The following is a 19,995-nucleotide window of genomic DNA, read 5'->3' as shown; positions in this document are numbered from 1 at the left end:
TCCTCTATGTGAGCAAAAAAGCACTTACTTAGTCATATGGAATATGCCTTGTCATTATGAATATTGAATCCTACGCCTCATACTAATCTAATTCCGAAGTTGAGCTATTGAGACTCGTAACTCTGTTACCTTATTTATGTACGTGAAATATTTCTCTATACTGGCTATTGACCGTCGGAGTTATTAGTCATTTCTGGCCCCTCTCCTGATACTAGGTCTATTCGAAATTCAAGCTGGTCTCGCATAAAAATTTTACCCGCTATCTTAACTGATTCTGGCTTAATCTCCTCTACTACTCCCCCATAATCCTCAAATGCCACACGCAATTCCTCATCAACGGATACTACGTATACATGTGCCTGGACCAAAGCAGCTCCAAACAACTCCATGTCTGCCTTCAACACTTTATATGTGCGTTTCACGACGATCACCTCAAATATTCCATTCGGTGAACCATATATGGATTCCTTTTGCTTTAACATTTCTGTGTATGTATCCATTGTTTCTTACGATTTTCAACTAGATGTCTCCTTAAACTGCCGTGATCCTATCAGAGCATCAAGTATCGTACCCTCGACCCACATCGTACAAGAGATGCAACTAGTTTCCTCTAATTTAATGACTACTAGTTATTTTATAATTTATTGAGAGTCTTCATCAAAAAAATTAAATCCCATAATAATACTCATATTTGAATTTATATCATTTAATGTTTGGACAATTATCCCAATCTAATTCTATAATTCACTTGTTATTACATATATTTAGGAGGAAGTCATGAAAAATATTATATTCAAAAAACTAGGAACAATAGTATTAGCCCTTCTCATTGGAGCTTCAGTGTTCTCATTGTTCCCCTCAGTTACAAAAGCAGAGACTACAAATGTGACTTGGAAAAACGGATCTGTAGTAACTACTCTTGGGAACGTAGGACAAAGCGACAAAGCGACAGTAGGAAAAACAAAAGGAAAATGGTATTGGGAAGTAAAGGTTAGCCACAGTATTTCATTAGTAGGAATAACAGGTGAATCTGGTCCGAAATATCAAGCATACTACGGTTATAGTGGTCAAATTATAAATAATATTACATCAGATGTACGAACAGCTTACGGTCCTACGTTTGGACTTAATGATGTTATCGGTGTTGCACTGGACTTAGATAACGATAAAATTGTTTGGTACAAGAATGGCGTTTTCCTAGGAGCCAACACCGTTAAACCATCTGAACTAGAAGGAACACAGGTCTTCCCGATGGTCATGAATGGAACTGGTGGATATATGACTTACGAAGCTAATTTTGGAGCGAGCGCTTTTAAATATTCTGTACCAGAAGGTTTTTTACCTTATCAAGATTCGGGTACATCTACAACGCCTGATCCATCTACAACGCCTGACCCGTCTACAAAGCCTGACCCGTCTACAAAGCCTGATCCGTCTACAAAGCCTGATCCGTCTACAACACCTGATCCGTCTACAACGCCTGATCCGTCTACAACACCTGATCCGTCAGATACCGATGGGGCCTCCCAACCAACTGGTGACCGCGCCATTCTGACTGTAACGATGGACAATGGGTTTGATAAAGAATTCGATTTGAGTAAAAAAGAACTCAATGCCTTCATCGCGTGGTATGACGCTAAAGATGCTGGTAGAGGTGCTTCTTTCTTTGCCATTGACAAGCACAATAACAACAAAGGTCCATTCAGCAATCGCAAAGACTACGTAATCTTCAACAAAATTCTCACATTTGAAGTAAGCGAATATTCAACTAAATAAACATGATGAAGGACTTCATATCGGCTAATATGCTAATGAAGTCCTTCTTGATATTTACTCTAATCTCAAAATCACGCCTAAACTGCTATACTGGACGATACATTTTTTTCTAGACTAAGGTTTGCAAATCGTTTTTTTTAACAAAAAAAGCACGGCTTCCAAAAAGCCTGGAAGCTGTGCTTAAATTAAATACAATACTCTCGAATGAGTGTCCGTGAAGTACAATTCAGTAGTCTTTTTCAAACAGATAGCAAGAATTCTACACTTGGCCCCCGACTTTGTTTGTACTTAGATCAATATTTTTAGTGTACACTTTGTTATTAATAAGACTAATGATGCTGTTAACTACAATTGATGTAAGTACCGTTAACAACGTTAGCCACAACAAGATCAAGATAGATACCTTGGGAAAGAAAACAATACTCTGAAAATAATAATAACAAAAAAAGGTGTGAGTTAACCAAATATTCATTGAATTTTTACCTAAGTAAGCGAAAGGTCTGGCTAGTTTTAATTTATTCATTAAATGAATACTAACGAGGATAAGTACAGGAGCTATTATCATATCAATCGTTGTCTTCTCAAATAATTGACTCGTGGTACGAAAGTGAAATAGCACTACAATTATTATAATATCAAAAAGTATGTTATTAAATATGATGGAATTATAAATCTTACTCATCCATGAATACAAATTATATTTAGCAAAGAACAACCCTATCATGAACGGCAACTGCCAATACATAATACTGTAATAATTTCCTTGTGAATATGAATTATAAAAAAACAAGACCGGAAATGAGTAGAGTTACCCATGCGTTACGTTGAAAGGCTTGGAAGGTGACCGGAAAAATTAATAGCAGCAGAATATAATCATATAAAAACCACCACTCACCATTATATGAACTGGATGTACTTTAATCTGTCAGGAAAAGCAAAAAGATGATGAATCAAAAGGAGTATTACAGCAATACCTTTTGCAATATTTGTTTCTTCAAGTTTTAATTCCTTATCATTGTGCACACAATATCCTCATTTCTAGTTGTACTTGAATAGAGATATATTAGCACAAACAAAAAATATAGAATATTTATTTTTTTTAATACCATTACACCCTCCATTTTTATACAAAAAAATGCGGTCTCCAAAAGCCTAGAAACCACGCTGTGCCTGAGTTTGTAAGTTATTGGTGAAGGGGACAACCCCGGCTTTGCGACATTGCCTAATTTGATATAATGAGTCATTTATACAATTTTAGAAATTCGGTGCGTCCGATATCACATATTAATGAAAGGTCTCTAGAATAGAAAAAGCCACTGTTTATTATCCTTCTTGTTAAAACTTAAAAGTATTATGTATTCAACACTAATATTCGATAATAAAGGTAACAAGATAAAATGAGCAACTACCTCAACCGATGAGGATACTCACAGGAGAATTCGTCATGTTAAAAAAAATTCTATCCATTGTTCTACTTTCTGTAGCTCTAACAGCTTGTGGAAGCAATTTTAAAGAAACAACGACAAGGACTGGGTCTTCAAGCACGTCCTTTGCTACTGAACAAACAGTAAGCAATGAAAATACTGCTCAGCAAGCTTCTACAAATGAGGTCACAGATAAAGAATATTTATTTGCTGAATTCTTGAAAGATGGAACACCCGTGTTAACAGAAGATCAAGCTTCTATGGAACAAACCTCTTATGACTTCATTGCTAAAAACAGTGACTTATTTCCTTCCACAGATAAAAGCAAAGTCATTAATCTAGTAGACAAATCCGTAACAACAAAACACTTAAATAAAAATTTGAACTTATACTTAAACAAATTTGTAAAAATAAGCGGGGATGTAATAGATATAGAAGAAGATAACATTCCTATAGGGACAACGGCTATCGTTTATATTAGTGATGAAAATGACAATACAGTAATGGCAGTTTATCCGGGAGCAAGTGGAGAAATTTTTGAAGGAGACGTTGCTACAGTTATTGGAGTTCCTATCGCTAATTTTTCATATGAAAATGTTTCAGGTGGCTATACGAATACTACACTGTTAGCAGCTTCTTTTCTCGCGAAAGAAAATCAATAAATTTTAATCATGTAAGCCCTTCGGGGCTTTTTCTTTTAAGCAAAAACAGAATTAAACTGTTACGTTCCATTGTTAAAAAGTAATTATTTCACTTATTATTTAATATATGCATCTTAGACGATACATATTGAAACTGCTAAACTCGCATAAGCAAATGCTATTGTAAAGAAATCCACGCCCGATCCGTCTGATCCAACCGAACCAGAACAACCTAGTGGTGACCGTGCCATCTTGGTTGTAACGATGGACAATGGATTGGATAAGGAATTCGATCTGAGTAAAAAAGAACTGAATGCCTTTGTCGCTTGGTATGATGCTAAAGATGCCGGGAGAGGTGCTTCTTTCTTTGCCATTGATAAGCATAATAATAACAAAGGTCCATTCAGCAACCGTAAGGACTACGTAATATTCAATAAAATCCTTACATTTGAAGTAAGCGAGTATTCAACGAAATAAACAACAAGAGAGGTAGACTGTCCGCTGTGCAGGACTCAAGATGCCTCGCGGCTTAAGTGGACCAGAAACCCACGCAAGGTTGCTTACAATAAGGTGTACAATCGCAGCATGTTTGATATATTTAAAGTGATTAGGAAATTGTTCAAAAGAAAAAAGCTCTGCCGACCCATAAGGTTAGCAGAGCTTTTTATCTAATCTAATTTCGGGCAGATTATGAAAGAAAGAAGGTCGTTGAATTTGATTGATGGGTCATTATCATACAATTCTTTTCACAAAATTAAACCCAACATGATTTAAGGATGATAACCAAGAGGATATAGAGCACCAAAATGGCCGCTGTAGAAGTCCACACACCGCAAACAGCTGCACCTGCACATCCGCTCATAGCTTTAGCCCTCCTTTATTTGTCGTCATTTTAATATATGTGTAAATATGTTTTATGACCGGGCATTCAGGTAAACATAAAACACCCCATTTACACACGCCAGCAGGATATTAGGATACTTTCCAATCGCTTGCTGATATCTTTGTTAATATGGGAGATGGGATATACACCGTGAAAAAGCCATGCTTAATAGTTCCTGATTGTAAATCTGATACTTACAGTTTTGATCCAATACCCAATTCGCAAATCCTACAGCTTTAGTGTAGCAATTATAATCATAGGGATTAATTTTAAACTCAAGAATATCCAGCATAATCTGATTCTCTTCATCTGATAATTCCAAGCCCAACTGGCTAAACTGTCTTTGTCGAATTCTCCGAGCAGTGGCGTCTTGTATTGCTTTGTGCTGATTGGACACTTGTCCTTTATGTTGACGATAATACAATAAGTTTATGGGGAGGTTCGCTATTTGTACCTGTGAAGCTAATCGGTTCCACATTTCGTAGTCTTCGGCATGAGGATAATTACTATCATATTGAATGTTTAGCCGATGTATCATGCTATTGCGTATTATTGTGACAGGATGGCAGATACAGCAATGAAATAACAACCATGTTTTAATTTCTTCATGACTGGCCGGATTCACCTTAAGTACTCCTCCACTAGAAGTAGTAAAAGCAGCACCGCATACATCAATTAAGGGATTTTGATCCATAAATGATATTTGCACATCCAATCGATCTGGCGTAGAAATATCATCGCTATCCATACGAACGATATATTCACCAGTTGCCCTATTGAATCCCTCGTTTAAAGTAGCGACCAAACCTTGATTGGTACTATGAAAGATTTTAATTACTCTAGGATCTGTTATCTGTGAAATAAGAAAAGCGGATCCATCTGTTGAGCCATCATCAATAATAATTAATTCAAAATCGGAGTAGGTTTGAACTAAAATACTGTGGACTGCTTCCCAAACATAAGCCACAGTATTATAAACTGGCAGTATAACTGAAGCTCGTGGCACAAGAAGTTCCCTCCATTCTACATTTTAAAATAAGAAAATATTATTTTACATAAAAGCGAACTTCCCTATTTTTCTCGAAACCAGTTCTTCATATGTTCATGCTCCAAGTATATGTATTGAAATATATTTTGAGGCGGCTTCTTGGTAAAAAAGGTCGTACTAAAAAAGACTAGTAGAACCGACAACGTAATTTGCCCTTTTAAAAAGATTATTGAAATAAAATAGGATTATTGTAAATTTTTTATTCATGAACCACCTTACCCCCGGCCTACGCATCACGAGTGCTTCGTAATAGAATCAATAGAACAGAGCTTGTGGGAGAACGTATTTCGGTTCGACATACCAACTGCATTCATAGTTGTATTAACGATTCATTAAACCGATAAAAAAGCTTTCTATATCACCCTTTGGGGTGATCATAGAAAGCTAATCTGCTTTGCAGCGTCTATAGCGCTCACTTAAAATTTTCCAGGAAACTGTTTGACAATGCCTTCTGTCAGGATGTCCGCTAAATGAATCATATGGATCTCGTTTTTGTCAGTTGATGCAATACCCGCTTTCCAATCTCCTTTGATATAGTCAAGGACTAATTCCGTAATCAACTGAAGGTGCGTATACAGCATATCTTGTAGCGTTTTAAACTGCCAGTTCGGATTCGCTGCACTTAAAAATTTGGCGATATCATCGGCGTTTGTACGCCAATCCGCCTCTAGCTTTTTCACATCCGCCTGATTACCCGCTTTGGCAGCCGCTACAATTTTCCCTGCGATTAGAATATGCTCCCTCAGAAGATCAGCCAGCTTATTACCAGCGGCTTCCCCATAATAAGGCTTGATCACATTGCCTATATCTTGCTGGTTCCGTAAAAGCCGGTCCAATACGTCCTTCTGATCTTGAAGATTAGATATGGCGCTGACAATATAGTTCCTCGTCCATATCGTATGGTCGATCCATACCTTCTGCATATCGCCTTTCAGTTGCACCATTTTGGAACTTAGGCAAGTAGAACCCTTCTCCTCCCCTATCTTCGCTTGCGCACCTACTAACGGAGTCATGCTAAAAACGAGCGCCAAGGTTAACGGCAATGCCAACAGCCATTTGTTTTTCAATTCATCTGCTCCTCTTACGTTTGGAATAAAACAGGCTGTCTTATTATGGTTGAAATATGTATTTTTAATTCAAAACACAAAAAAGGCCTGCCGGTGATTAGCCAGCAGAGCGACTTTATATACGCTCCAAAACATGAAATCATTAATGCAACAACAACCATTATCTTCATTTTTTTCAACATACGTATTTAGCATGCCCAGTAGGACTTATTTCGTATACATACATTAAATCTTCACTACTGGGAATCATAAATTTGTACATCATTAAAATTAAAAAAGGAGTGGTTTTTATAATGGGTATCCTAAGCGGGAATCCAAAAGACGAGCCCATGCATTACGGAGAAATTTATAGTGTGTGGCAGTTTTCAGCGTTAGCGAAAGGCAGCGTTTCATTTTACCAAGCATGTTTAAACCACGCAGGAGACAAGGAACTCAAAAAAATACTGGATGATCTTATTGATCAAGCTAAACTAGAAATCCAAGAATGCGACGCAATGCTTACTGATAATGGTATTGCCCCAGCTCCTATTTTGCCTGAAAGACCCCCTGTGAAACTTGAGGATATCCCGGTTGGTGCAAGGTTTACTGATCCCGAAATTGCAGCTAAAATCGCATTAGATACCTCTGTGGGATTGACATCTTGCAGCCAAGCTATGGGTCAATCCATTAGAGAAGACATCGGGGCTTTATTTGCGAAATATCATCTAACTAAGACTGCTTTAGGAGTCCGTATTCTAAAAATGAACAAAGAAAAGGGTTGGCTAATACCTCCCCCTCTTCAATTAAAAAGACCTGAACCAGTTAAAGCCTAAATTTCCCGTATGAATCTTCAACACACTGTTCCTTAGATTGTTCAACAAAAATCCCTGCCGACCAGTTAAGGTTTGCGGGGATTTAATCTTATTTAGAGTATTCACTTACTTCAACGTTTGATATTTTGAGTAGATGTTCTCCTTTGTAAGATATAAGGAGATAACAAGCCTAAAACTAAGGACACATGCAATTGTAGTTATAATATGAATTGATTGGGAGAAGAATGCTCTCTCCAACAAAAAAGCGCGGCCTCCAAAAAGCTTGGAAGCCATGCTGTGCTTGAGTTTCATTGAATGCTGGTGAAGGGAATTGGACCCCCGGCCTACGCATTACGAGTGCGTTCCGGTACAGTTCAGGATAGATTAATGAATATCTAGAGGATGCCGTGATAAGTGGCATCCTTTTGTTCGCTAAAGGACAGTTAGGCCATAGCTAGTGCTATTAACTCAATTACTAAGGATTGAACCAACAGAATCCTATTAATTCAAAAAAATAAACGTTTTATTCAGAAACGTTTTCTTTGACTTACCAATAACACCAACATAGATTGGTGACAAGGATGGCAGTCGATCTTAGCTATAAAAAGGAAAAGCAGTCACATCCTTGACTTTCCCCTGCACGGGAAACTGTATACTCACATTATGTTATAGATTGGAGATGATATTTTGTTCAAAATCAGTACATTTTCCAGGCTAAGCAAGGTCACCTTAAAAACACTGCGTTATTACGACCTGATTGGCATACTTAAGCCGAGAAAAGTGGATCACGATACGGGCTACCGTTACTATTCCGCAGATCAGCTTCTTGAGCTCAACCGAATCTTAATCTATAAGGAATTGGGGTTTACATTGCCCCAAATTAAACAGCTGCTTCAGGAAGATATTTCATTGGAGAATATTCAAGGCATGTTTAAGCTGAAAAGAAGCGAAATCCAGCATATCATCGATACGGAACAAGCCAAACTCGTCAGGATTGAGGAGCGTATGCAGCTTATAGAAAAAGAGGGGCAATTCGAAACGGGTCAAGAAATCAGAGTCAAAGCAGATGGTGCTCAATCGTTTTTTTATCAGAAAACATGCGGGAAAGAAGAAGACATTCCGGATTTGTTTCGTCAATTTGATCAGTTATTAACAACGGAAATTCGCCAGCTGATCCAAGGCCCTCAGATTCTTTTGTGGAAAGACATCGACGGAAAAAAGGATGAGTTTGAGTTTGAAGTCGGTTATTTTTTAACCTGTGAGCTGCGATCACTTCCAGAACCGTTTCAGCTGCGGATTCTTCCTCCTGAACCGATGATGGCTACAATGGCTTTTCATTCAAATTCAAAATTTGATGGTGCGGCCTGTGTTCATTTAGCGAAATGGATTGAGAAAAATAACTATCAGATCAAGGAAAACGAATCAGGTAGGGAACTATATTTACCGTTATCCCCAGAACGAGATGCACAATTCATAGAAATACAAATTCCAATACTAAATAGATAACTGAAGAAGGTGGAGTGGGGTAAATTGAAAAATAAACGGATCATCTATGTCCTGGCACTGGCTGTTTTTCTGATTGGAACCATTGAATATATTATTACGGGAGTCATTGAGATGATCGCTGTGGACTTGGGAGTATCTACTTCACAAGCTGGGTTATTGGTGACTGTATTTGCTCTCGCCGCGGCCATTGTCGCTCCGATTTTGATTGCATTAACGATCAATGCAGATCGCAAGAAACTACTGATGACCACCCTTGGTGTGTTTATTGCCAGCAACGGACTTATGTTTGTAGATCTTGCTTATGAAACAGTACTATGGATACGAATTATCCAAGGGGCTAGCGGAGGAATCGCTACCGTTGTAGCCATGGCAGTAGCGACACGACTCGTTGAAAAAGAAAAAAGGGGCAATGCCATCGGTATCATTTTGATGGGGCTTAGCAGTTCGCTAGTGCTCGGTGTTCCCATGGGCACATTTTTTAGTGAGATGTTTGGATGGAGAATGCTATTTGTTTTAATCGGATTATTGAGTGTTCTTCCATTACTTATCATCTATAAAAAGGTTCCGGCAATCAAAGAAGAAGAAAAGGTTACCCTCAGAATGCAGCTCTCTATTTTAAGAAATCCAACCATTCTGATGGCCTTGGTTATTACGTTATTTTATGTCGGCGGCTATTCTACACTGTTTACTTATATTACGCCTTTCTTGCAAGCCACGTCCTCTCTTTCCATGACAGAAATTAGCGGTGTTCTTTTCCTGGCGGGCATTTGCAGCTTTGTCGGATCAAGAGTGGGCGGACAATTGGCAGATGCAAAGGGATCGAAATTTACCATTTGTCTCGGGCTCATGTTACAAGGGGCGACTCTTCTTTTATTCGTTCTAGCCGGAGTCAATCTCTTGGTATTAATCTTGGTTTTAATGATTTTTATGTTAGCAACGTGGAGTATTTCCCCGGCCCAGCAACTATATCTGGTTACTCTGGCGCCTCGAAATCCGGACATTGCTCTTAGCGTAAATACTTCGTTCATCCAATTTGGTTTTGCACTGGGATCTGGATTAGGCGGGCTAGTCATCAGTCGTACATCTGTCCTATATTTGAATTGGCTGGGTTTTGCCGCTGTAAGCATAGCTTTACTTCTTGCCATCTTACTATTTAAAAAAATGAGCAGTAGGACTGGAATCCCTATTGTTACTAAATAAGAAATGGACAGAACACCCACATCCAATGCAATTTCAACGATGGTATATATCGTCTTAAAGTACATATCCTAGCTTAATGCAGCTGCAAACAGTTCTATATCCGATTTTGACACTTTATATGTATGGTTCATGCTCATCACCTTGATAATTCATTCGGTGAACGATGTAGTAATTCCTTCAACAAAAATCCCCGCCGACCAGTTAAGGTTAGCGGGGATTTGCTTTGCTTACGTTTAAGCACCTCCGATGGTAACGTAAGGCTGAATACTATTGTGGTGGTTAAGGGCTTGATCCGGCACAGTAACAATAAACAAAAAGCTAGCCGCGATGATCAGCAGTACCATTTTTTTTAACATTGGTCATCCACACCTTTTCAATGAAATTTAAAAATACTGCTTTAGTTTCTGAAACTGCATAATCCCGAAAATGTAAAAACAAACCCATACAGTTTATAAAATTAGTCTCATTATTTAATGTATGATAACTTACCATTGCATACATTAAATGTTTAAAACCATCAATGTAAGAGCCTCGATGTAAATAATAATAAGCTAACTCGTAACCAAACCACGCGATATAATCCGGTATCACCTGTTGGGTATACATATCATCTGATGATGGTTGCTGTTGTGCAAAAGCGTTTATTTCGGCTTCAAATTGTTGAAGTATACCTTTCACATCTATGTTATATTGGTTTGCTGAAATTATAACATTCAACAGTTTTGAGATTTTCTCATTCTCGTTAGTGGCTGATGTCACTGCAATATATTCAACATAATCTTGAAGCACACTTATATCTCCTGACAACAGTTTATATACGTAAGTATTACCTTCTGCCCAACTTTTAAACAAGCTAACCCAGTGTTGAGTGTCGTCGTCAGTCTCTTTGACCCAATCTAGATTAGCGTAGGTGTATGTATAATCCAGAGCTTGTTGATAGTCACCTTGGGCTTCACAGACACTTGCACACAATAAATCGGCATATGAAATATATACAAACAATGGGCGACTTAGCTTCTTGGCAGACTCATAACGCTCTCGACTCTCTTGTTGATGTTTTAACGAATATTGAGCTTTCGCTTTCTGCTTCATTTTTTTTGCCGCTTCATCTACCTTGTTCCATTTACGCAAAGACCTGTACACATTAGCCAAGTCCTTCAATGCATCAAGCTGGTCTATTTCATCTAGGCGTTCAACAAAAGCTTCAAATATCGTAGCTGCACTGAGATTGCGACTTTGATCGTCTCCAACTTGAATCGTAAATATACGATATTGACAGATGGCTAAACGTTCAGAATGTTGGTACTTCTCCGCTTCAGCTACGCCCTCATAGAGCAGCAATGCAGCATCATGTCGTCCCTGTGCTAATAGTACTTCTGCTATATCAAATAGTTTAGGCGAATAGAGTAAGTTGTCCATAATGCTTCCCACCACTCGACGGATCGCATCCAGCTTGTCCAACTCCGCACAGCGAAACAAAAATGGCTCGATTCGCCTCATATTCGGAGGATGGTCGATGATGTAGTTTTCTATAAATAAGTCGTAAAAGTAGCCCTCCGGTAAATCCATAGCTTCAGTGATTAGGTCAAGCTGGTTAACAGACATAGACTTATTCCCCGTCACAATAGCACTTACTATTCCCCTATTCATGCCTGCTATATGCCCGAATTGCGTTAGACTCATGCTCTCTTGTTTTAAGTATCTGTCTAATTCTGCTCGTATCGTAGGTGTATGCTTCATGCCATAGCCACCCTTCGCATAAACTTTCCATAATTTTTAAAAACATACTTCATTTTTCACCAAAATTAACCACCTGTCAATATACTATGCAACTAATGTAAGAATTCGATTTTTAGCATGAAACGAAACAAAAAACTAATTATATATAGCATAATAATCTGACTAAAAAGACCTCAGCGTAGAAGATTGTCCAAAACCACAAAAAAGCGCGCCCTCCAAAAGCTTGGAAGCCGCGCTGTGCTTGAGTTTTTAGCTATGCTGGTGAAGGGAATTGAACCCCCGGCCTACGCATTACGAGTGCGTTCCGGTACAGTTCCCGTTAGTACCCACATACCCCCAAAGTCTGTAATTATTTAATTACGTTCGCCCTAAGGCTCCTCAAATATTTATAAATAATCCGAAGCCGTTAGAAGTTTTGTTAGAAGGAAACAAGACGAGATAGATACCTTAACGGTCCAATGTACATCGAAATAAATTGAAAATACTATTTGTGAAAATAACTTATTCGAGCGAGGAATGGCGTACACTTTTTCATGGCAAGCTAAACTGAAAAACTTAGAACGGAGAATAAACTCGATGAAAAATATTCGATTAATGTCTTCTGTGATCGCAACTTCTTTGCTGTGCATCAGTTTCTTCCCTGCTCCATATACAACTGCACAATCCACCTCATCTCCTGCACATACAAAAGGAAGAACCTATTACGAAGAACGAGGTGATATTGTATGGGAAGTTCCTACACATCGCAAGCTTATTGCCCTCACCTTCGACGACGGACCGGACGAAAGCAAAACAGTTGCCATTCTAGATTTGCTCAAGCAATATGATGCCAAAGCCACCTTCTTTGTTGTCGGCAGCCGTGTAGAAAAACTCCCTGACATTGTGAAGCGAGAACGAAAAGAAGGACATGATGTCGGCAACCATACCTTCCATCATCCATCTTTCCATCGTATTTCCCCCAACAAAGCCCTGTCTGAAATTGATCAGGGCCAAGCCAGCATCATTAATGCAACGGGTACAGAAACCCACTTTTTCCGTCCACCTGGTGGTTCCTACACCGACTCGCTCGTCAAACTATCTAAAGAAAAAGGGCTAAAAATGATTTTATGGTCCTGGCATCAGGATACCTTGGATTGGCGAAAACCAGGTGTGCACCGCATCGTCAACAAAGTACTTCGTAATGCTCGTAACGGCGATATTGTCCTTATGCACGATTATGTATATAAAAGCACGCAAACCGTTGAGGCTTTGAAAATCATTTTGCCTGAGCTGAAAAAAAGAGGATTTACCTTCGTTACCGTATCCGAACTGCTTGACAATCGTGCCACACCCGAAGGACTGATTGAGGTCAATAAATGAAAGGTGAGGAATAATCAAACCAATTCTTCCCTATGAAATTAATGGCTACATAAAACGTTCTATGTACGGAGAATATATCTGCGAATTACCAACTATCTAAAGGAGGCAATAACATGAAAAAAGCAATATTGGCTGTAGCATCCCTGGCTGTATTTCTGTCAGCAGGATCGATGGTATCTGCATCATCTGCACCCGCAACGGAAAAGCATGAACACAAAATGCACCAGCATAAGGTTAAAGCTCATGCGAAACACGAACACAAGCTGCATGCGAAGAGCAAACATGAGAAAGCTCACAAGCTCCATGCACGTGAAGCTGCACCAGCCAAAATCATTGGAGAAAAAAGTATTCATGCAAAGAGTTTAAAAGCAAAAGCTACTAAACTACCGAAAACTGGATTTGGTGGCGCAAGCGAGCAAATGAATTAAAGGAGGTTAAAAGGGAGAGGGGTCGTTTATATCCCCTTCTTCCTTCTTCATATGACAAATAAGTGGTTCAGTCGCGTCACAATACTATTGATTCTGCTGATTACTGCAAGCTGTTCATCTTCAGCTGAACATCGTGGTAACTCTACCCGTGCCTCACATAAGTCTAAAATTCAACAAACTCAAAAGGCAAAGCCCATACAGGTTACAAATAAACCTTTTTTAGGGGTCATCCCACATAAAATAGATATTCCTGCGGTTCGTATTCATTCGATTATAGAACCGGTTACCTACTTAGAAAATGGTCAAATGGGCGTTCCAGGTAACACGGATCGAGTAGGTTATTTATCTACCGCTGCATTGCCAGGGGCAGTTGGTAATGCAATTATGGACGGGCATGTCGATACATATACGGGCCCGGCAGTTTTTTATCCTCTTAAAAAACTGAAAAGAGGGGATTACGTGTATGTAACTGGCAATAACGGTTGCAAGCTTCAATTTGTAGTGGAGTCCGTAAAATTTTATCTAACCCCCGAAGCACCGATTCAAACGATTTTTGGTCCTACAGAAGAGCATCGTTTAAACTTAATTACCTGTGCTGGACGCTACAGTCGAAGCAAGAAGGAACATGAAGGGCGATTGGTCGTCTTTACCAAATTAGCAAACATGAATTCAGCCTGTGGGAAACTTACGGTTCAGAACAAGGACAATTTCAAAAACAATTAACCATTTCAAGGAGAATGAATAAATGTGCTTAGGATAAAAAAATTGAAACTGCTGTGCATGATTTTAATATTAATCCCTGTATACAGCCTTTTTTTAATTTGTGCACAAGCCGAGCCAGCTGAACAAGATAACGTTATCCCATTTCTTCAAGAATTGTTTGATGATCGTACTCGGTTGTTGATGGATCAGGATAAAACGCACATCGAGGACCATTACTTGATAACAGATAAACGAAGCAACTATGCGTACCATCGTGAAATGAACAGAGCCGAATATATTCATGAATGGGCTAGGCATCGTAAAATGAAATTTGTGAATGCGGAAAGCACAATTCGGATAGCCCGTACAGAAGTATTGGGTGATACGGCCAAAATTTCCCTTGTTCAGTCCTTGAAATTGAGTTATGAGTATATTCACAGCTATCCCGGTCGGCATGATTTTGGAATTGGAACACGTCATGGTATTACACTAAGAAAAAAGGATAACCGTTGGTACGTGGAACGAGAATGGTATTCAGATCCTCTGGAAGAGAATTCAAAAAAGATTCAAAAATCCGACTTATTTTTTTCTCCCCATAAAGATCCGGCAACAACAGAGAGAGCTATTCATAAATATAACAGGGCCCGCGCCATTGACTATGCGAATAAATATGCAGGAACGACATGGGGGGCAGGGAATGGTCAACGATATAATCAAAAATACTTGGATTATAACTCCAAGGGAGGCGACTGTACCAACTTCTCTTCACAAGTCATCGGGGATGCGGAAGAAGGCGGAGGACTGCCTATGAAATCAGGCTGGCATTACTTGTATGGCAATGGTGGAAGCCAGGCCTGGGTTCAGACAGACGCATTTAGAAATTTTCTTATACGCTCCGGCTATGGAAGAATTATTGGACAAGGCAGCTTCTCAGATATTGTTCAATCCGTTAATGAACGCCAGCTGCATCTTGATAAACCCCAGTTACTTCCAGGTGATTTAATTGCTTACGTCTTAAAAGGCGATGTAGACCACTTCTCAGTTGTAGTCGGATTTGATCAGAGGGGCTATCCTTTAGTCAACTCCCATACCGCAGACCGTTTCAGAGTTCCCTTTGACTTGGGGTGGGATAAACATACCAAATATTTATTAATTCATATACAGGACTAAGTCTCGTGATCCTTAAGACTTATTCATATCCCGGAGGTTTCTGTCATAGGAATAATATGGACAGCTTCTAATGGGGTGAAAAATCTGAAACTACCTCTTATATTAAAACAAACCATGGTGAGAGCAAATGCAATGATTGTTGTGAAGGCCATTGGTTTAGTTGGAAAAATGTTTATGACGCGACTTGTTGGAGCTGAAGGAATGGGTCTCTATCAGCTAGCCTACTCCTTCTACAGCTTAATATTGATGATAATTTCAGGTGGATTGCCCACAGCTTTGGGGATGTTTACAGCCAAAAATTCAGTAAAAGGCTGGCGACTGTTCAAAGTTTTTGCGATATTCTTGATGCTCATAGGTTTGGCATGCAGTGTCTTAACCTTTTGGCAATCCAAGTCGATCGCTTTTTTGCTTGGCTATCCACAGCTTGATGTTGTGATTCGATACCTCTCTCCTGCCCTATTTACCGTTCCCTTACTGAGTCTGCTGCGCGGATATTTGCAAGGGCTCGAAAGATACACCACGATTGCCCTTTCGGAAATAATAGAACAAACTGTTAGGATTGGTACTTTAATATGGCTAGTGCCCCTTTTTATTAGATCCGGCATTGAGTATGCCGTAGGTGGAGCGGTACTGGGAACCTCTACAGGCGCGTTGTTAGCCTTTGCTATGCTTGCTGCTTATTTTTTCACGTCCAATCGTCACTCTACAGATTTGCCTTCCCCATCAACTCGAACAGATCTACCTTTGGTAGTACAAGCTTCCTTTGCTATTGCGCTAACACGATTGCTCATCCCGGCTTCCGACTTTATGGATGCGATCATCATCCCTCAACGATTACAAATTGCCGGTGTTTCGCTCAAAGAAGCAGCGGAGATGTTCGGTATTGTTACCGGCATCGCTCTAGTCGTTGCTTATATACCTACTTTGATTACAGGCTCGTTAACCCATACGCTCACAATGAAAATAACCGCCGACTGGAAAAATAATGATTTTAATTCATTTTATAAAAAAAGTAATACGGCTCTTCAGGTAGCTTGGATTTGGGGATTAGTCTCAGGATTTTTCATTTTTAAATATGCACCTGAAATCTCTCTATTTGTTTTTCGTATACATGATGCCGAGGTTCCTATTAAATCCTTGGCAATGTTACCACTGCTCGTCGGATTGCGCGAAATCACAACAAGTATTCTATGGGCGCAGAATCGGAAGAAAACTCCCTTTATTGGTCTTGTCACAGGAGTCCTTGTTAACTTCATAATTCTTTATTCCTTAGTTGCCATTCCTGGATTGGGATATGTCGGTATGTCACTGGGAATCATCATGCTGGAGCTGATCGCAACTGCCTGGAATTTAAAATCTTTACGATTTTTCCAAATCACCATATCCCGAACAGTTATTATGTCAATTCTGGATATTCTGATTCTTGAAGCTATTCTTATTGTTTGCACATTGTGTTCCAAAGTCTTATCTCTTCTTAGCTGGTCAGAAGCAATCCTTATTGGTTTAGAAATAGTTCATTACTGTTTTTGGTGTGTCCTATATTTGAAAGTACGATTAAAAAGATTCATTAACGAATAAAGAAAAGCTGTTGAGTAGTTTATGGGGACTAACTCCAATATAGACAAATGAGGCTCGGTTCTACGTTCCCGGATTAAAATTCCATTCCAGTAACAAGTACTAATCGTGATGTCGCATACCAAGCCGAAGTGTGACCGGCCCATCACCAAGATTAAAATGGGTTAATATCGGTTCTTTACTAACTCAACTGTCAGTAAATCCTTCTGAAGTAAACTTAGTTTTAATGTAGCTGCAAACAGTTCTATATCCGATTTTGACACTTTATATGTATGATTCATGCTGATCACCTTGATAATTCATTCGGTGAACGATGTAGTAATTCCTTCAACAAAAATCCCCGCCGACCAGTAAAAGGTTAGCGGGGATTTACTTTACTTATGTTCAAGAACCCCCAACCTGTACTTGAGGTCGTATATCATGCGACTGAACAGGTACAGGTACCGTAACAATAAACAAAAAGCTAGCCGCGATGATCAGCAGTACCATTTTTCTCAACATTGTCCATCCACACCTTTTCAATGAAATTTAAAAATGCTGTTTTAGTTTCTGAAACTGCATGATCCCGAAAGTGTAAAAAAAGACCCATACAATTAATGAAATAAGTCTCATTATTTAGTGTATGATAACTTACCATTGAATACATCAAATGTTTAAAGCCAACACTATACATACCTCGATGTAAATAATAATGAGCTAACTCATAACCAAACCACGCGATATAGTCCGGTATCACCTGTTGGTTGTACATATCGTCGGATAAAGATTGTTCAGAAAACGAATTAATCTCCGTTTCAAACCGTTGAAGTATATCGTCTACTTCCAATTCAAATCGGTTAGCCGCAATTATAACATTCAACAATTTGGAGATTTTCTCTTGTTCATTAGAGTCTGATTCTGCTATATATTCAACATAATCTTGAAGCACACTGATATCACCAGACAGAAGTTTGTTAACGTAAGTATTACATTTTGCCCAATCTTTATACAGTTTAATCCAATATAGGGTATCCTCGTCCGTCTCCTTGACCCAATCTAAATTACCGTAGGCATATGTATGTTGTAAAGCTTGTTGATAATCGCCTTGGTCATCGCAGACACTTGCACATAGTAAATCGGCATAGGTGATGTACACAAACAGGGGACGACTTAACTTCTTTGTAGATTCATTGCACTCTCGGTTCTTATGTTGATGTTTTAGCGAATATTGAGCTTTCGCTTTCTGCTTCATTTTTTTCGCCGCTTCATCTACCTTGTTCCATTTACGCAAAGACCTGTACACATTAGCCAAGTCCTTCAATGCATCAAGCTGGTCTATTTCATCTAGGCGTTCAACAAAAGCTTCAAATATCGTAGCTGCACTGAGATTGCGACTTTGATCGTCTCCAATTTGAATCGTGAATATACGATATTGACAGATGGCTAAACGTTCAGAATGTTGGTACTTCTCCGCTTCAGCTACGCCCTCATAGAGCAGCAATGCAGCATCATGTCGTCCCTGTGCTAATAGTACTTCTGCTATATCAAATAGTTTAGGCGAATAGAGTAGGTTGTCCATAATGCTTCCCACCACTCGACGGATCGCATCCAGCTTGTCCAACTCCGCACAGCGAAACAAAAATGGCTCGATTCGCCTCATATTCGGAGGATGGTCGATGATGTAGTTTTCTATAAATAAGTCGTAAAAGTAGCCCTCCGGTAAATCCATAGCTTCAGTAATTAGGTCAAGCTGGTTAACAGACATAGACTTATTCCCCGTCACAATAGCACTTACTATTCCCCTATTCATGCCTGCTATATGCCCGAATTGCGTTAGACTCATGCTCTCTTGTTTTAAGTATCTGTCTAATTCTGCTCGTATCGTAGGTGTATGCTTCATGCCATAGCCACCCTTCGCATAAACTTTCCATAATTTTTAAAAACATACTTCATTTTTCACCAAAATTAACCACCTGTCAATATACTATGCAACTAATGTAAGAATTCGATTTTTAGCATGAAACGAAACAAAAAACTAATTATATATAGCATAATAATCTGACTAAAAAGACCTCAGCGTAGAAGATTGTCCAAAATCACAAAAAAGCGCGTCCTCCAAAAGCTTGGAAGCCGCGCTGTGCTTGAGTTTATAGCTATGCTGGTGAAGGGAATTGAACCCCCGGCCTACGCATTACGAGTGCGTTGCTCTACCCCTGAGCTACACCAGCAGGTCAGTGTAACTGACAACAGAAACTATTATACTCTTAGTTACATAAAAATCAATCACTTACATCAACTTTTTCAACTAGGATTTGGATTTAGTTCGGTAACATTTCCTGTCGCGGTGCCCGATAGTTTCTCTGCGACGGAACGAAGCTTTTGGTGACTGGAGGAAGGCTTGTCACGGCGATCATCAATTTTGACCGAGGTGGAAACACGCTTAGCTCCAGACAGGAATGGCGCTTCGTGCAGCGCAGCAATGGCGGTGAACACATCGTCCAACGAACCTTCAATAATCGTACTCATGGAGGTAAGCTCATAGGTAATTCCTTTTTGCGTCTTCAACACTTTTTGCATCTGGGCAACGTAGTCGCTCAGGCTTGTACTCCCCGTTCCAATCGGGATCACTGTCACTTCTGCAATAGCCATCGCCAAGTTCCTCCTTTTAATTTAAAATCGTCAATTCTTTAAAAATCTAAAACCTCA

At 39.3% G+C, this 19,995-nt stretch carries 17 protein-coding genes, 2 tRNA genes and 1 pseudogene; 11 read left to right on the top strand and 9 right to left on the bottom strand.

Annotated elements, in window-relative coordinates:
• Nucleotides 1-164 precede the first annotated feature (164 nt).
• Nucleotides 165-482: a hypothetical protein gene (locus tag KAI36_RS02550; protein ID WP_375162978.1), complete on the bottom strand. Its 318-nt coding sequence runs from the start codon at nt 480-482 to the stop codon at nt 165-167.
• A 295-nt stretch (nt 483-777) separates the two neighbouring features.
• On the opposite strand from KAI36_RS02550, the gene KAI36_RS02545 reads away from it, so the two are divergent.
• The 3 genes and pseudogenes from KAI36_RS02545 to KAI36_RS02535 form a co-directional block, all read left to right on the top strand.
• Complete coding sequence (locus tag KAI36_RS02545; RefSeq protein WP_220026841.1) at nt 778-1,776, top strand: SPRY domain-containing protein; 999 nt, start codon at nt 778-780, stop codon at nt 1,774-1,776.
• Between the two features lie 1,444 nt (nt 1,777-3,220).
• Complete coding sequence (locus tag KAI36_RS02540) at nt 3,221-3,862, top strand: hypothetical protein (protein ID WP_220026840.1); 642 nt, start codon at nt 3,221-3,223, stop codon at nt 3,860-3,862.
• Between the two features lie 171 nt (nt 3,863-4,033).
• A pseudogene (locus KAI36_RS02535) lies at nt 4,034-4,318 on the top strand (hypothetical protein); the annotation flags it as partial.
• 277 nt (nt 4,319-4,595) lie between these two features.
• Here KAI36_RS02535 and KAI36_RS02530 read toward each other — a convergent pair.
• The 3 genes from KAI36_RS02530 to KAI36_RS02520 form a co-directional block, all read right to left on the bottom strand.
• A complete protein-coding gene (locus KAI36_RS02530) occupies nt 4,596-4,703 on the bottom strand; it encodes a hypothetical protein (protein ID WP_023986758.1) in 108 nt (35 codons plus the stop codon).
• A 145-nt stretch (nt 4,704-4,848) separates the two neighbouring features.
• Entirely contained in the window at nt 4,849-5,730 is an 882-nt protein-coding gene (locus KAI36_RS02525; RefSeq protein WP_025723703.1) for a glycosyltransferase family 2 protein, read from the bottom strand.
• A gap of 458 nt (nt 5,731-6,188) precedes the next feature.
• Entirely contained in the window at nt 6,189-6,839 is a 651-nt protein-coding gene (locus KAI36_RS02520) for a glycosyltransferase (RefSeq protein WP_220026839.1), read from the bottom strand.
• A gap of 293 nt (nt 6,840-7,132) precedes the next feature.
• Here KAI36_RS02520 and KAI36_RS02515 point away from each other — a divergent pair, with 293 nt between their 5' ends.
• The 3 genes from KAI36_RS02515 (at nt 7,133) to KAI36_RS02505 (ending at nt 10,336) form a co-directional block, all read left to right on the top strand.
• The gene (locus KAI36_RS02515) at nt 7,133-7,651 is read left to right on the top strand and encodes a DUF3231 family protein (RefSeq protein WP_025723699.1); all 519 of its coding nucleotides are present in this window, start codon (nt 7,133-7,135) and stop codon (nt 7,649-7,651) included.
• Between the two features lie 666 nt (nt 7,652-8,317).
• The gene (locus KAI36_RS02510) at nt 8,318-9,136 is read left to right on the top strand and encodes a MerR family transcriptional regulator (RefSeq protein ID WP_220026838.1); all 819 of its coding nucleotides are present in this window, start codon (nt 8,318-8,320) and stop codon (nt 9,134-9,136) included.
• Between the two features lie 24 nt (nt 9,137-9,160).
• A complete protein-coding gene (locus tag KAI36_RS02505) occupies nt 9,161-10,336 on the top strand; it encodes an MFS transporter (RefSeq protein ID WP_220026837.1) in 1,176 nt (391 codons plus the stop codon).
• 318 nt (nt 10,337-10,654) lie between these two features.
• Here KAI36_RS02505 and KAI36_RS02500 read toward each other — a convergent pair whose 3' ends face one another.
• Nucleotides 10,655-12,076 (bottom strand): transcriptional regulator, encoded by a 1,422-nt coding sequence (locus KAI36_RS02500; protein ID WP_220026836.1) that lies wholly within the window; start codon nt 12,074-12,076, stop codon nt 10,655-10,657.
• A gap of 259 nt (nt 12,077-12,335) precedes the next feature.
• A tRNA-Thr gene (locus KAI36_RS02495) sits at nt 12,336-12,396 on the bottom strand.
• 256 nt (nt 12,397-12,652) lie between these two features.
• On the opposite strand from KAI36_RS02495, the gene KAI36_RS02490 reads away from it, so the two are divergent.
• From KAI36_RS02490 to KAI36_RS02470, 5 genes are all read left to right on the top strand, one after another.
• A complete protein-coding gene (locus KAI36_RS02490; protein ID WP_104496238.1) occupies nt 12,653-13,435 on the top strand; it encodes a polysaccharide deacetylase family protein in 783 nt (260 codons plus the stop codon).
• A gap of 113 nt (nt 13,436-13,548) precedes the next feature.
• Complete coding sequence (locus KAI36_RS02485; protein ID WP_104496237.1) at nt 13,549-13,863, top strand: hypothetical protein; 315 nt, start codon at nt 13,549-13,551, stop codon at nt 13,861-13,863.
• A gap of 51 nt (nt 13,864-13,914) precedes the next feature.
• Nucleotides 13,915-14,586 (top strand): class F sortase, encoded by a 672-nt coding sequence (locus KAI36_RS02480; RefSeq protein ID WP_258297196.1) that lies wholly within the window; start codon nt 13,915-13,917, stop codon nt 14,584-14,586.
• Between the two features lie 24 nt (nt 14,587-14,610).
• Nucleotides 14,611-15,735, top strand: coding sequence for an amidase domain-containing protein (locus tag KAI36_RS02475; protein ID WP_220026835.1), 1,125 nt, complete (start codon nt 14,611-14,613; stop codon nt 15,733-15,735).
• 75 nt (nt 15,736-15,810) lie between these two features.
• Complete coding sequence (locus KAI36_RS02470; RefSeq protein WP_258382234.1) at nt 15,811-17,313, top strand: oligosaccharide flippase family protein; 1,503 nt, start codon at nt 15,811-15,813, stop codon at nt 17,311-17,313.
• A 460-nt stretch (nt 17,314-17,773) separates the two neighbouring features.
• Here KAI36_RS02470 and KAI36_RS02465 read toward each other — a convergent pair whose 3' ends face one another.
• The 3 genes from KAI36_RS02465 to KAI36_RS02455 form a co-directional block, all read right to left on the bottom strand.
• Entirely contained in the window at nt 17,774-19,189 is a 1,416-nt protein-coding gene (locus KAI36_RS02465) for a transcriptional regulator (protein WP_220026834.1), read from the bottom strand.
• Between the two features lie 256 nt (nt 19,190-19,445).
• Nucleotides 19,446-19,517 (bottom strand) — tRNA-Thr (locus tag KAI36_RS02460).
• A gap of 73 nt (nt 19,518-19,590) precedes the next feature.
• Nucleotides 19,591-19,938 carry an MTH1187 family thiamine-binding protein gene (locus tag KAI36_RS02455; protein ID WP_013308518.1) on the bottom strand — a complete coding sequence of 116 codons (348 nt, stop codon included), beginning with the start codon at nt 19,936-19,938 and terminating at the stop codon, nt 19,591-19,593.
• Between the last annotated feature and the right edge of the window lie 57 nt (nt 19,939-19,995).

Origin of the sequence: Paenibacillus sp. S02 (genome assembly GCF_019454065.1) — a bacterium.
Classification (GTDB): domain Bacteria; phylum Bacillota; class Bacilli; order Paenibacillales; family Paenibacillaceae; genus Paenibacillus; species Paenibacillus polymyxa_B.
This window is presented reverse-complemented; position numbering and strand designations above follow the sequence as displayed.